The sequence below is a fragment of the Clostridium intestinale DSM 6191 genome (assembly GCF_900130055.1).
In the GTDB taxonomy this organism is placed as follows: domain Bacteria; phylum Bacillota; class Clostridia; order Clostridiales; family Clostridiaceae; genus Clostridium_T; species Clostridium_T intestinale.
In genome coordinates this window covers 23,857-38,006 of record NZ_FQXU01000011.1, presented here as the reverse complement: position 1 = coordinate 38,006, position 14,150 = coordinate 23,857, and the positions used below count along the sequence as shown (strand labels likewise).

Here is a 14,150-nt window from a genome sequence, read left to right as displayed (position 1 = left end):
TTATTTTACAATTACTTAATATTTTGTTGAAAAATTTATCCTAAATTTAAATTTTCCTGATACTTTTTATCAAGAAAATACAAAACCCTTGCTATATTAAGGGTTTATGTTAAAATTATATTGTTGATATTTTTTATCAACCCTATCATTTTTGATAAATTTTATCAAGGAGTGGTCTTATGTATACAAAATCTATATCAATTTTAGACCCCAACGGACTTCATACTAGAATTGCAGCCATGATAGTTAATAAAGTAGATAAGCTAAAATCTAAATATAATGTTAATCTTTATATTCAAAAGCCACCTAAAACTGACTGGCTTGGAGTTTCTATGCTTGCTCTACTTTCTTTAAAGGTTCATTATAAAGAATCTATAAATATAGGGGTAAAAGAACATACCGAAGCTGCTACAGCTGCGCTAGATGAGCTTTATTCATATATACTAACTAAGGTTAATCTTAATTCCTCTATGATGGAACAAATTGATGTATTCATAGAAGAGAGTAAAATAGCTAACGAACAAATTTTAGACTCTATTCCAATAGGAATCGTTGTAATTGACTTAAACTCAAATATAACTTACATAAATGATTATGCTCTTAAGGTATTTGAAAAGGAACATGTTAAATCCATAGGTAAATCTATTGAAAAGATAGTACATAATACTAAACTGCCTAATATAATAGCTAATCCTCAAAAGCAATTTGGGCAGATTCAGCATATAAACGGAAAGATTATTACTGTAAACCGTAGTCCTATTTTTAACAACTCCAAACTCATTGGTGCCTGTGGAGTTTTTCAAGATGTATCTGACATAGTCGGCATGAAAGAATTAAATGAAAAATTCAAAAAAATCCTTGAAAGTTCCCATGACCTAATTTGCTTTGTTGATGAGAATGGTTTTATTAATTATACTAATCCTGCTTATGTGAATTATTTAGGGGATAGTTCCAACTATTTAGGCAAAAGCATTTTTGATATATCCCAAGATGGATTGAGAGTTAAAGTATTTAATACTAAAGAAAGAGTTGAAAATGTTGTCCATACAAAAAATAATATAGATATTATTTCTACAGTTACTCCTTTATTTATAGATGGAGAATTCAAAGGAGTTTTATCTACCTCTAAGGTAATTTCTGAGATGAAGGACTTAGTTAATAAACTAGAGTTATCTGAAGAACAACTTAAGTATTATAAAGAAGAGCTTTTAAAACACACTCTTAACTCAAAAGCTTTCAGCGGAATAATTGGAATAAGTTCCTCTTTAAAAGATATTTTATATATTTCTCAGAAAGCTTCTGAAAGTACTTCTACAGTTTTAATACGAGGTGATAGTGGAACAGGAAAAGAGCTTATAGCTAGTGCTATCCATCAAAATTCAAATAGAAACAATAAACCTTTTATAAAAGTGAATTGTGTTGCTATACCTGATAACTTGTTAGAAAGTGAATTGTTTGGTTTCGAGAAAGGTTCCTTTACAGGTGCAATTAAATCAAAACCTGGTAAGTTTACTATAGCTGATGGCGGAACTATTTTCTTAGATGAAATAGGCGATATGCCACTATCTATGCAGGTGAAGTTACTTAGAGTTCTTCAAGAAAGAGAAGTTGAAAGCATAGGTGGAATTGCACCACAAAAGATAGATGTTAGAGTAATTGCTGCAACCCACAGAGATTTAGAAGAAATGATTAAAAACGGAGAGTTTAGAGAGGATTTATATTATAGGCTTAATGTCCTATGCATTCAACTTCCTCCTCTAAGAGATAGAAAAGAAGATATTCCTGATTTAGTAGAGTTTTTTATACACAAAATGAACTCTCGATTAAATAAAAATATAAAAGGAATAACTAAAGAAGCTTTAAATCATCTTATAAATTACTCTTGGCCCGGTAATATACGTGAGTTAGAGAATATAATTGAAAGAGCTATTAACCTATCTTCAAGAGACATAATAACTCCAAGAGATCTCCCCTACTATTTTAGAGAAGATGGAAAACATAAAGAAAGCCTCTTACCGCTTGATCAAGATGAACTTCTAACTTTTGAAGAGTACGAAAAGATAATTATAGAAAAGGCCATGAAAGTATATGGTAGCTATAATAAGGCTGGTAAAGCCTTAGGTTTAACTCATAGAACCATATCTTTGAAGTGTAAAAAATACGGAATTGAAGTTAATAAATAGGATACAGGAGGCTACATAAGCGAGTTTTAAGCGCAAATGTAACCTCCTTTTATTTATCTGAACTATTTATATCATCAACTACCTTCTCTGCAAGCCTTCTATAAAAGTTACTCATATTAACTAGTGAGCTTAATAAAATTAATTTCCTATTAAATCCATCTAATATACCCTTTTCAATTTTAAGTTTATCTTCTATGTATTTTAACCTATCTGCGGCACTCTCTTTAAAAAGATTTACATCTTCCCCATATACTTCAGTATAATCTCTATATAAACTTCTTATGTCATACTCTTCATTATTATTTAAAGTTGAAACTATTGGAGTTAAAACTTTTTTTATATCACTTATAGATAAAGAACCCTTTAATTCATATATAAGAGATATAAGTATCAGATGTTCTTTAGAATATTTTTTGTTTTTTATGGGCATAAATATTTTATCTTTTGCATAGTTGTTAATCATAGTTTTGGTTAAAACTTTATCTTCTTCAGTCCTTAAAGTTTTATTGTATTTATTTTCGAATAACTGAATTACTTGATCCATATATAAATCTAGCTCTGGTATTTCATCTAATTCAATAATTTCATCTAAATACAAATTATCTATCAATTTATCTAATTCATTTTTATCCATGTAAACCTCCAAGGTGTAGTTTTATTTACTACATTCTATTATATTTATATCATATACTTTATAAATTATCGACATTAATTGTAATTTAATATTACTGTAAGAAAATTTTTTAATAAATATGGTAATATATTATTGACATATGGATATAATACCATCATAATATAATCAAGATACAACATAGTTATAGTAACTACATGTTGTCACTAGGAGGTTTTAATCATGAATAAATATATTAGAGAACCTATAAATGGATTAACTCATTTATTTGGTGCTATTGCTTCACTTGTTGGATTAATTGCTATGATCGTTAAAATAGCGTTTTCCTCAGCCACACCTTTAAATATTACTGCAGTAATAATATTTGGTATTAGCATGATACTTCTTTACTCTGCTTCTGCTACTTATCACATGGTTATTGCTTCTGACAAGGTAATAAGCTTTTTAAGAAAACTTGATCATTCAATGATTTTTGTACTTATTGCTGGTTCATATACCCCTATCTGCTTAATAGCTCTAAATGGAGTTACAGGATGGGTATTATTTTCAATCATAATGACAATAGCTGTTCTTGGAATATCCTTTAAAATGATTTGGTTCAATTGTCCTAGATGGCTTTCAACCTTAATATATATACTTATGGGATGGATAGCTGTATTTGCTATAGTTCCTTTATATTCTGCCATATCTCTTAATGGGGTTTTGCTTTTAGTATTAGGTGGAATTTTATACACAGTTGGTGGTGTGATTTATGCAGTTAAACCAAAATTCCTAACTTTTAAACACTTAGGTTTTCATGAGATATTCCACATCTTCATATTATTAGGTACATTATCTCATTATTTTTGTATATTTAAATATGTTTTATAGTAAGCTTTTATATCTGGAGGTAGAGATTCATTCCTACTCCAGATTTTTTTATTTCAGAAAAATTTAAGATATCCTTATGAAAAGTTTTATATACTAACGGTCTTAATATGCCTTCCATTATGATAAAATAGTATTAATTACTTTGGAGGATATTTGAACTTTATGACTTATTTTATTAATATAGATTTTTTAAATTCTCTTTATAGAGAACTTTGGTGGAATTCTAGTACTGAGTTAAACTTTAATTTAACTTCTACTGATTACTGGAATAAGATACAAAACGAAAAACTTTTCAACTCACAAATTGATATCTTTTTAAAACATATCAATCAATTTCCAGAAGATATAAATAGACGATTGGAGTGGAAAGAAGATTTTTATAACCTTATTGATTCTACAATTTATAAAAACGAAATGTTCAGTCTAGGTACTCTAGATAAAACAATGAAAGAAGAGTTTATAATCAGCACTAAATTATTTATCAAAAAGTGCAAAAATTTAGATTCTTCCTTATCTTTTGAGGATATAGGGCAAGCTTTACGAAACGTATGGATAGTTAACATTTTTCAAAAAATTTTAAATCTCCCAATGAAATTAACTGATGCTATTTCAGGTTACAGCCTTCTTTATCCCTACACCGATAATTTTTTAGATGATACTACTGTTGATTTAACCACAAAAAAAACTTTCAACTTGAATTTTTCTAAAAGGTTAAAAGGAGAACCTGTAATTTCAAAAAATCCCAATGAAGATATTATTTTTGACTTAGTTTCGCATATAGAATCGGTATTTAATCGCGCGTCTTATCCACTTGTATATGAGAGTCTTCTACTAATTCACAATGCACAAGAAAGAAGTCTGCTTCAACAAGATGCAATTACCCTTCCATATGAAAGTGATATACTTGGTATATCCATTGAAAAAGGAGGCACTTCTGTTTTAGCAGATGCTTATCTAATAGATGGTTCACTTACTAAAGAAGAGGAAATCTTCTCCTATGGCTATGGCTTTTTCCTTCAACTCTGTGATGATCTTCAAGATATAAAAAAAGATTTAGAGAATAATCATATGACGATAATGTCTCAACTAGCCGGTAAATACCCTTTAGACTCAATTACTAATAAGCTGATTAATTTAGTATACTATGTAGTTAATACAGCTGATTGTTTTAAGTATTCTAAATCTAATGAGTTAAAAAAACTCATTAAGGATAATTGCATTCAAATGATATTGTTTGCTATTGTAGATAACAGAGAATATTATTCCAAAGAATATATAAGTACTATCGAAAAATACTTACCTTTTAGACTTTCTTATATTAAAAATATAAAGAGTAAACTAAGTAAAAAATTTAAAACCCTTAGTTCCTCTTACTATGGTCTGTCTTTAGAAGAAGTGTTTTTATTTCTACTGGAGGATTAATTCTTATTCAAATTAAAAGGAGCTATTAAATGGAAAAACTTTATTACACTAATCAATATGAAAAAACTTTTACTGCTGAAGTACTTGAAGTAATAGAAAAAAATAATGAATTTCATATAAAACTTGATAAGACCTACTTTTATCCTGAAGGAGGAGGCGCACCTTCTGATACTGGTACTATAGAGGTCTCACCCATAAATTATGTATATGAGGAAAACGGCGATGTTTATCATGTGAGTTCAGTTAAACCTATTAAAATCCACAGAGTTAAGTGCTCTATAGATTGGAAAAGACGATTTGATATTATGCAGCAGCATCTAGGACAACATATTCTTTCTGCTTCTTTTTCTAAGCTTTTTAATACTTCTACTATTGGTTTTCATTTAGGAGAATCTATCTGCACTATTGATATTGATAAGTTTTTTACTAAAGATCAAATTGATGAAGCTGAAAATTTATCTAATAGCCTGATATTAGATAATATAACTGTAGAATTTCTCTATCCTACTAAATCAGAGCTTAAAAAAATGCCTATAAAGAAAATTTCACCTAAGATAAACGAACAGATACGTGTAGTTAAAATTGGAGACATTGATTTTAATCCTTGCTGTGGATTACATCCTAAATCCACTATAGAAGTACAATTGATTAAAATCCTCAAATGGGAAAAATATAAGAATTCCACTAGAATACACTTTTTATGTGGAGAGAGAGCAATAAAAGAAAATCTTCAAAAATACATATTTTCTACTGAAATATGCTCTTTGCTAAAATGTAGTGAAGCCGAAGCCATAGATCAAATTCAAAAACAAAGAGACGAGTTAAACAAAATACTAGCAGAAAATAGACTTCTTAAAGATAAGATATCTAACTATGAGATTAAAGACATTTTAGAAGAAAGTGAAAAAATATCTGGTATCACTGTGGTTAAGAAAACTTATGCCAGCGAAAGTTTGAAATATATTAACACCCTAGCTACCAAATTAACTACTTTTAATGATGTAATTGCTCTTTTTGCTGTAAAGGATCAAGACAAGGCTAATCTTATATTCTCTTGCTCTAAAAATATTAACTTTATAAGTATGAATTTGCTTCTTAAAGATGCTATTAGCCTTATTGATGGAAAAGGTGGCGGAAGCACTTTTTCCGCTCAAGGTGGGGGTAAAAATACAAACAATCTCGATTCTACCTTAGATTATGCTTTCATGAAAATTAAAAATACTCTTAATGAAAATAAGTAGGATTTCTCCTACTTATTTTTTATAAATCATCTATTAATGCTCCAGCTTTTGCATAAGCTGTTGATTTCGCTTCAAAGAAATCTGTTTTAACTTGATTAGCATCTGCGTAAAAATCAACCCATTGAGCTGGATTATCTTCATATCCCTCATATAGTGGCTCAAACCCTAATGACCATGCTCTTAAGTTTCCTAGATACTTTATATAGTCTTCTATCATTTGCTTGTTTATACCTGCTATATTATCTCCTATAACATAGTGCCCCCAAGCTATTTCATTTTCAACCCCTGTTTTAATCATTCCTCTAAGCTCTTCCACTATTTCAGGAGTGAACATTTGAGGTTGCTCCTGCTGAAGTTCTTTTATTATGCTTCTAAAGAGCCATAAATGTGTATTTTCATCTCTATTTATATATCTTATCTCTTGAGCTGAACCTGGCATCTTACCATTTCTCTCTAGATTATAGAAGAACATAAATCCTGAATAGAAGTATACACCCTCTAATATATAGTTAGCCATTATTGCTCTTATAAAGTTTCTTTCAGTAGGAGATTCTACAAAGTCGTTATATAAATCTCCTATGAATTTATTTCTTTCTAAAAGTATCTTGTCATCTTTCCATTGGTATAATATTTCATTCCTTTTCTCTGGAGAGCATATGGAATCTAACATATACGAATAACTTTGAGAATGGACAGCTTCTTGGAATGCTTGAATAGTTAAGCATAAATTTACTTCTGAAGCAGTTATAAAGTTGTTTATATTCCCTAAATTAGCTGTTTGTATTGAATCTAAGAATATTAAGAAAGATAATATCTTATCATAAGCCACTCTTTCTTTCTCAGTAAGAGCTTTATAGTCCTTTAAATCTTGAGATAAATTTATCTCTTCTGGTATCCAGAAGTTATTCATAGCCTGCCTATACCAGTCTGAGGCCCAATTATATTTCATATTATTAAAATCATTTAAATTTGTAGTATTTCCATTTATCATTTGTTTTTTAGATGTGTCTATATCACCATTTTCATTAAATAATGGCTTTTTATTAATTAAATTACTCATTTTACCCTCCTAAGCTGAACAACTTTCACAATCTTCAACTGTTAATGATTTTGATCTTACATAGTAGATACTTTTTACTCCATACTTACATGCATCTATATATAAATTCATTATTTGTCTCATAGTGTAGTTTGTAGTTATATATAAATTAAATGATTGACCTTGATCTATATGTCTTTGTCTTACACCATTCATTTTTACACTCCAAGCCTGATCTATGTTATAAGCAGATATATAGTACCAATAGTTATCCATAGAAAGGTTAGGAGCTGTCTTAGGTGTTATACTCCCTTTTTTCTCTTCTAACCAGAATCTAGCCATAACTGGATCAACACCCTCTGAGGTTCCAGCTATAGTAGCTGTAGATCCGTTTGGTGCTACTGCAATTAAATACCCATTTCTCATACCTTGGAGTTTTACTTCCTGTTTCAACTCTTCCCATCTTGGTGAGTTATACTCCCTTAATTCAAAATAATCTCCATTATCCCAATCTGAACCTTTAAAATACTCGTAGTATCCTTTTTCTTTGGCTATGTTCATACTTGCTTTTATAGAGAAATAGTTGATATTTTCATAAACTTTATCTGCAAAAGTTTCATGTTCATCTGATGTCCATCCTATTTTATTGTTTGCTAACATGTGGTGGTAACCAGATGTTCCAAGCCCTATAGCTCTATATCTTTTATTAGTTACTTCTGCAAAAGGCACGGAATAGTAGTTTAAATCTATAACATTATCCATAGCTCTTATCTGAGTTTCTACTACATACTCAAGTTCCTCTTCATTTAGTACTTCTATATTACCTAATACAAGAGATGATAGATTACATACAACAAAATCTCCTGACTTTGTTTTCTCTATTATTATTTTATCACCATTCTCATCTACTATTTCTTCTTTATATATTTCCATGGGACTCATATTTTGCATTATTTCCGTACATAAATTAGATGAATAAATCATTCCCTTATGTTTATTAGGGTTCATTTTATTTACAGTATCTCTATAAAAAGCAAACGGTGTTCCCGTCTCTGCTGCTGACTTTATTATGAGTCTTACTATATCTTTAACAATCATCGCTCTTTTTTCTATTTTTTCATCTTCTACACACTCATAATACCTCTTTTCCCACTCTTCACCATAGAAATCTTCAAGAGAGTATCCCTTAATACTTCTAATTTCATGAGGACACATCATATACCAATTTGCATCTATATTAGTTTCTGCAAGTTTCCAAAATAAATCTGGATAACAAATTCCTGGAAATACGTCATGAGCTTTTTTTCGATCATCTCCATTGTTTGTTCTTATTTGAAGAAATTCCGGCATATCTTTATGCCACGCATCTAACCAAATAGCTACACTACCATTTCTTACACCTAGTTGGTCAACAGCCACAGCTGTATCGTTAAACAGCTTTACCCATGGAATAACTCCTCCTGAAGCTCCTTTAAAGCCTCTTATAGGTGATCCTAATGCTCTTATCTTCCCTATATATATACCCATTCCACCGCCAAACTTTGAAACTTTAGCAAAGTTATCTATTGACTTATAAATTCCATTCAATGAATCATCTACTGTATCTATAAAACATGAGCTTAATTGATAGAAAGGCTTTCTAGCATTAGACATTGTAGGTGTTGCCATAGTAGCTTTTAATGAACTTAAAACATCGTATATTCTTTTAGCCCAATATAATCTATTTCCCTTTTTTTCTGGTATAGCTAAATGCATTGCTATTCCCATAAACATCTGTTGTGGTAACTCTAGAGTTTTTCTATTGAAGTCTTGAATTAGATATCTTTTATCTAAAAGGTTTATTCCACTATAAGTAAATAGAAAATCTCTCTCAGGTTTTATCTCTTTTTCTAATTCTTGTACTTCATCCTTTGTATAGTTATCTAATATGTATTTTCCATAAAGACCTTTATCAGTTAATGTTTCGATAAAACCATATAAATTTTCATAAGGGTTTTCTTCTTCTAATCCTCTGTTTTCCTTTACTTTATTATATAATAAATGTATATATAATCTAGCAGCACCCACTTGCCACTGTGGCTCTTCCCCTGAAGTTAATTCAAGCAGTATCTGCATTACACTTTTTGTTAATTCAGTCTCCTTCATATCTGGAATTATTATTCTATTTAAAGAGTTTTTTAATTTCTCCTCATTATATACTTCTTTTTCACTCCCTATTGCTTCTAATGCCATTTCACATAAAGCTTTCAAATCCATAATACTCTTCCCCTCTTCACTATATATTGTGGTCATTCATTGCATACTTTTTATTTATGCACAATATATTGACTTGTTAATTATAATGGTAATTTGTAGATTTGTAAATTTCAATAATTCTAGTTTGTATTTAAAATTCTATAGTTATCTCTTATTTTCTTATTATTTCCTTGTAATTGATATTTTTTATCTTTTAAAACAAAAACTTAGATAATATGATTTATCGACAAAAAAGCAGGAAAATATCTAATCCCTGCTTTAGGTTTATTTCTTTAACATAACATAAGTTTTAAACATATCTCCTTCAACTTCTAATTTTAAGTCACCATCATGCATTTCCACTATACTCTTAGCTATAGCTAGCCCTAGTCCAGAACCCTCAACATTTGAGTTTCTAGACCTATCTCCTCTTACAAACCTCTCCATCATATCTTCAGGCTTAAAATTCATCTCATAAGAAGAAATATTTTTAGTGCTAATAGTTACCCAATTACCATCATCAAAAATATCTATGTAAATTCTTGTGTTTGCTAAAGAATATTTTATTGCATTTACAATTAGGTTATCAAAAACTCTGACCATTTTATCCGGATCAATCTGTATAAAAACACTTTCGCTATAAGATATTACTCTAGTTGTTAATCCTTTTTCTTTAAGTTTATCTTCCTGTTCACCTATTACCATATGAACTAATTGAACTATATCTACTTCATATTTATCTAAATTAATCTTTCCTGAATTAAATTTAGACATTTCAAATAAATCTTCTATTAATCCCTGTAATCTTTGAGACTTAGTTCCAAGTATCTTTAAATATTGTTTTCTTTCCTCATATGTTATGTCATCTCTATCTAGTATATTTACGTAATTTATTATCGAAGTGAGCGGGGTTTTTAAATCATGAGAAACATTAGATATAAGTTCTGTTTTTAATTGTTCATTCTTTATTCTTTCTTCGGCAATTATTTTATACTCTTCCTGAATATATTTAATTCCCTCTACAATTTCATTCATCTCTCTTTTATCTGTATACGTTAATTTTATATTCATGTTCCCATTTTTAAATTCTCTAACTATATCAAGCAACTCATACACGAATATATAGTTTCTAAGAATGCAGAATATAAAATACCCTATGTAGAAAAGAATTGATGAGAAATTAATAATGTCCACAAGTTTATTAGTCATAATTAAACTGTTTATATATCTATTAGTAAATAAGTTTATAACACTATCTATAAAAGTGAAAAACTTAGTCGCATCTAATACCCCAATTGCTATATTAAACATAATAAGAAAAATTGTGAATTTAACTATTCTTTTATTTATATTTCTTAAAAATCTTTTTGGAGTTTCCTTTAAATAATACATAGTTTCTCCAAATTTACTTTTATAAATCCCTTCAATTATAAACCCATTCCCTTTGCGTTTTATCAATTCTTCATACTTTATTATTATTAATATTACTAAAGATAGGTTTAAAATATAGGTTATAAATAACACTCGACTTTTTATTATGAAATTTTCATAATAATCTGCTTTAATGAAATAATATTCAGTTATATTCTCTATGTTTTTTTTAACCTCAGGAGTTAACATATTTTGATCCATGCTATTAACTTCATTGAAGTTCTTTTTATTATCTACGCTATACCATATTACGCCTTGAGACTGATGCAAATTTTCAAAAAGTGTATTGATATCTGCTCCTCCATCAATTTGCTCAGCTAACCAACTCCTATTTGTTATATAATAGTACTTTCCATTCTCATCTTTTTTATCTTTTATTATGTATAAATATCCTATAAAAAATCCATCACCTATAATATTGCTATTACTAAGATTTCTATTATCTTTTATAAATTTTTCTCCCATATTCATAATATTTGATTGAGTTTGAATATTATGAATTAAAACCTTACTTTCTTTTTTCAGTCTATTCTTTCTATAGTTATCTGGACTAATAATTGCATCCATAGCAAAAATACCTTTAGATGCCTGTTCTACAAATATTCCCAAAGCATTAAAAGTTAATATTACTATACATATACATATAACAAAATCTATTATATAGACGTTATCTTTCCACCTTATATATCTATTTTTGAATTTTGTACCCAATACCCCACACCACCTTTAGATACTCAGGCTCTTTTGGATTTATCTCAATCTTCTCTCTTATTCTTCTCACGTGCACGGTAACTGTATTTTCACTATTATAAAAAGGCTCATCCCAAACTCTTTCGTATATCTCCTGTATAGAAAAAATTCTACCTGGGTTAGAAGCTAATAATAACAGAATTTTATACTCCGTAGCAGTAACTTTTATTTCTTTACCTCTTACCGTAATACTTTTTGTCTCTTTATTAATAACAAGATCCCTTATAACTAAAATCTCACCTTCTATTTCTTTTTCTCTTTGTTTAGCTATAATCGGGTTATCATATCTTCTTAATTGAGACTTAACTCTAGCTACTAGCTCTAAATGATTAAATGGTTTAGTTACATAATCATCTGCTCCCAAGTTAAGACCAAGTACCTTATCAGAATCTTCGCCTTTAGCAGACAGCATTATTATAGGTACATTACTTTTCTCTCTTATTTTTAAACATGTTCTCATTCCATCTAACTTAGGCATCATTATGTCTAGGATAACTAAATGAGGTTTTTCTACATTAAATACTTCTAATGCTTCTATCCCATCTTCTGCTTTTAATATGATATGATTTTCTCCTCTTAAATATATCTCAACTGCATCTCTAATTTCTTTTTCGTCATCAACTACTAATATTTTATATTTTTCCATTACTCTCATCCCCCTATCTTATATATTAATAAAAATTTCATAAATATTTTGCAAGTTTTTATTAAAAATTTCTTAAAATATGCAAGTAAAGTTTTATAGATAATCTGCGCATAATTTAATTATATCAAATTATTTGGATATAACGGTATTTTTCATCATAAATCTTATTTGTTTATTTTATGTTTTATTACTATAATAAATCTGAATATTTCACTTACAGGAGAATCTTATGGACTTTTTAAATGATAGAAAAACTCTTTTCTTAGACATTATACTTATTTTTATAGGTTGCATTATAGCATCCATAGGCATTAATATGTTTTTAGCCCAAGCTAAGCTTCTAAGTGGGGGAGCTACAGGTCTAGCTTTAATCCTTCAATACCTAACAGGCTTTAAAGCTGGTTACTCAGTATTTCTAATTAACTTTCCACTTTTTATCGTTAGCTATATTAAATTAAGTCGTCAATTTACATTTTACTCAGCAATAGGAATGCTTTCATTATCTATCGCTTTATTGTTAACTGAAAAACTCCCTATATACGTTAATGTTGATGATATTTTAGTTTATTGTATATATGGCGGTGTGTTATGTGGGCTTGGATATAGTATTGTATTTGCTAGAAATGGATCAACAGGCGGTATGGATATAATTACTATGCTTGTTAGAAAAAACTTTAATAATTTTGATATAGGTAAACTTGGTTTTTCTCTAAATATGATAATAGTTGTTATTGGAGCTATATTCTTTGGCCTCCCAAGAGCATTATATACTGTTATATCAATTTACATACAAAGTTTAATATTAGACAAGGTCCTTAAAGGCTTTGGTTCTAAAAAGCTTTTAATGATTTTAACTGAAAAGGAAGAGGATATAATTAAATTTATTATTAAGGATGTTCATAGAGGTGTAACTTCCCTTCCAGCTGAAGGTGAATATACTCATAGTAAGAAAAAAATGATTTACTGTATAGTTACACTTTCACAATTAATCTACCTTAAGAATAGTATAATGCTTATGGACCCTAAAGCATTTATAACTATAATAGATGTCTCTGAAGTTAGGGGAAAAGGATTTAATAATATATAGTTTAATGAGGATGTCACTATAATTATAGTAACATCCTCATTTTATATTTTACTTAATGGTTTCTAAATATTCTTTTTGTCCTATTTGGTATAAATTATTTCCATGAGAATCTATCACTACTACTAAAGGCATATCCTCTACCCAAAGTTTTCTAATAGCTTCTGCACCTAAATCTTCATAGGCTATCAACTCTGACTTCTTGATACACTTAGCCATTAATGCAGCCGCACCACCAATAGCTCCAAAATATATACATCTATTTTTAATCATTGAATCTATTACTTCTTTTCCTCTTAATCCTTTGCCAATCATTCCCTTTAGTCCTAGATCTAAAAGCTTCGGTGTATAAGAATCCATTCTATAACTGGTAGTAGGTCCTGCTGATCCAATCACTTCTCCAGGTTTAGGAGGAGTTGGACCAACGTAGTATATTATTGCATCTTGTAGTTCTAAAGGAAGCTTTTCATTTTTATCAACAAGTTCAACTAATCTTTTATGTGCGGCATCTCTTGCCGTAAATATTTCTCCTGATAGTAACACAACATCTCCTGCATTTAATTCTTTAACTTTATCTATTGTTAATGGTGTTTCTATTTTCTTATTCATCTCAGTTAT

The 14,150-nt window shown here is 29.1% G+C and carries 11 protein-coding genes; 5 read left to right on the top strand and 6 right to left on the bottom strand.

The genetic code is table 11. From position 1 onward, the window contains the following. Positions 1-179 precede the first annotated feature (179 nt). Positions 180-2,183 carry a sigma 54-interacting transcriptional regulator gene (locus tag BUA92_RS16530; RefSeq protein WP_073021382.1) on the top strand — a complete coding sequence of 668 codons (2,004 nt, stop codon included), beginning with the start codon at positions 180-182 and terminating at the stop codon, positions 2,181-2,183. 49 nt (positions 2,184-2,232) lie between these two features. Here the strand turns inward: BUA92_RS16530 and BUA92_RS16525 are convergent, their stop codons facing one another. Further along, positions 2,233-2,817, bottom strand: a complete 585-nt coding sequence (locus tag BUA92_RS16525; protein ID WP_073021380.1) for a DUF1836 domain-containing protein — start codon at positions 2,815-2,817, stop codon at positions 2,233-2,235. 219 nt (positions 2,818-3,036) lie between these two features. On the opposite strand from BUA92_RS16525, the gene trhA reads away from it, so the two are divergent. The 3 genes from trhA to BUA92_RS16510 all read left to right on the top strand — a co-directional run bounded on the left by trhA (position 3,037) and on the right by BUA92_RS16510 (position 6,347). Then, a complete protein-coding gene (gene trhA / locus BUA92_RS16520) occupies positions 3,037-3,684 on the top strand; it encodes a PAQR family membrane homeostasis protein TrhA (RefSeq protein WP_073021378.1) in 648 nt (215 codons plus the stop codon). 162 nt (positions 3,685-3,846) lie between these two features. Next, positions 3,847-5,106, top strand: coding sequence for a hypothetical protein (locus tag BUA92_RS16515; protein ID WP_073021376.1), 1,260 nt, complete (start codon positions 3,847-3,849; stop codon positions 5,104-5,106). Between the two features lie 29 nt (positions 5,107-5,135). Then, positions 5,136-6,347, top strand: a complete 1,212-nt coding sequence (locus BUA92_RS16510) for an alanyl-tRNA editing protein (RefSeq protein WP_073021374.1) — start codon at positions 5,136-5,138, stop codon at positions 6,345-6,347. 19 nt (positions 6,348-6,366) lie between these two features. On the opposite strand, the gene BUA92_RS16505 is transcribed toward BUA92_RS16510, so the two are convergent. The 4 genes from BUA92_RS16505 to BUA92_RS16490 all read right to left on the bottom strand — a co-directional run bounded on the left by BUA92_RS16505 (position 6,367) and on the right by BUA92_RS16490 (position 12,448). Continuing rightward, the gene (locus BUA92_RS16505) at positions 6,367-7,407 is read right to left on the bottom strand and encodes a ribonucleotide-diphosphate reductase subunit beta (RefSeq protein WP_021800198.1); all 1,041 of its coding nucleotides are present in this window, start codon (positions 7,405-7,407) and stop codon (positions 6,367-6,369) included. 9 nt (positions 7,408-7,416) lie between these two features. After that, positions 7,417-9,642 (bottom strand): ribonucleoside-diphosphate reductase subunit alpha, encoded by a 2,226-nt coding sequence (locus BUA92_RS16500; RefSeq protein ID WP_073021372.1) that lies wholly within the window; start codon positions 9,640-9,642, stop codon positions 7,417-7,419. A gap of 264 nt (positions 9,643-9,906) precedes the next feature. Continuing rightward, positions 9,907-11,763, bottom strand: coding sequence for a sensor histidine kinase (locus BUA92_RS16495; RefSeq protein ID WP_073021369.1), 1,857 nt, complete (start codon positions 11,761-11,763; stop codon positions 9,907-9,909). Beyond that, a complete protein-coding gene (locus tag BUA92_RS16490; protein WP_021800195.1) occupies positions 11,741-12,448 on the bottom strand; it encodes a response regulator transcription factor in 708 nt (235 codons plus the stop codon). Before BUA92_RS16490 ends, BUA92_RS16495 begins: the two co-directional genes overlap by 23 nt. Before the next feature lie 229 nt (positions 12,449-12,677). Between BUA92_RS16490 and BUA92_RS16485 the strand changes: the two genes are divergently transcribed. Further along, a complete protein-coding gene (locus BUA92_RS16485; protein ID WP_073021367.1) occupies positions 12,678-13,535 on the top strand; it encodes a YitT family protein in 858 nt (285 codons plus the stop codon). Between the two features lie 48 nt (positions 13,536-13,583). Here the strand turns inward: BUA92_RS16485 and BUA92_RS16480 are convergent, their stop codons facing one another. Next, positions 13,584-14,141, bottom strand: a complete 558-nt coding sequence (locus BUA92_RS16480; RefSeq protein WP_073021364.1) for a Fe-S-containing hydro-lyase — start codon at positions 14,139-14,141, stop codon at positions 13,584-13,586. Positions 14,142-14,150: the final 9 nt, after the last annotated feature.

Excerpts from the sequence above, each read along its gene's own strand:
- BUA92_RS16515 (WP_073021376.1), top strand. The coding sequence starts at position 3,847 with ATGACTTATTTTATTAATATAGATTTTTTAAATTCTCTTTATAGAGAA.
- BUA92_RS16505 (WP_021800198.1), bottom strand. The coding sequence starts at position 7,407 with ATGAGTAATTTAATTAATAAAAAGCCATTATTTAATGAAAATGGTGAT.
- BUA92_RS16530 (WP_073021382.1), top strand. The coding sequence starts at position 180 with ATGTATACAAAATCTATATCAATTTTAGACCCCAACGGACTTCATACT.
- BUA92_RS16510 (WP_073021374.1), top strand. The coding sequence starts at position 5,136 with ATGGAAAAACTTTATTACACTAATCAATATGAAAAAACTTTTACTGCT.
- BUA92_RS16525 (WP_073021380.1), bottom strand. The coding sequence starts at position 2,817 with ATGGATAAAAATGAATTAGATAAATTGATAGATAATTTGTATTTAGAT.
- BUA92_RS16500 (WP_073021372.1), bottom strand. The coding sequence starts at position 9,642 with ATGGATTTGAAAGCTTTATGTGAAATGGCATTAGAAGCAATAGGGAGT.
- BUA92_RS16485 (WP_073021367.1), top strand. The coding sequence starts at position 12,678 with ATGGACTTTTTAAATGATAGAAAAACTCTTTTCTTAGACATTATACTT.
- BUA92_RS16480 (WP_073021364.1), bottom strand. The coding sequence starts at position 14,141 with ATGAATAAGAAAATAGAAACACCATTAACAATAGATAAAGTTAAAGAA.
- BUA92_RS16490 (WP_021800195.1), bottom strand. The coding sequence starts at position 12,448 with ATGGAAAAATATAAAATATTAGTAGTTGATGACGAAAAAGAAATTAGA.
- trhA (WP_073021378.1), top strand. The coding sequence starts at position 3,037 with ATGAATAAATATATTAGAGAACCTATAAATGGATTAACTCATTTATTT.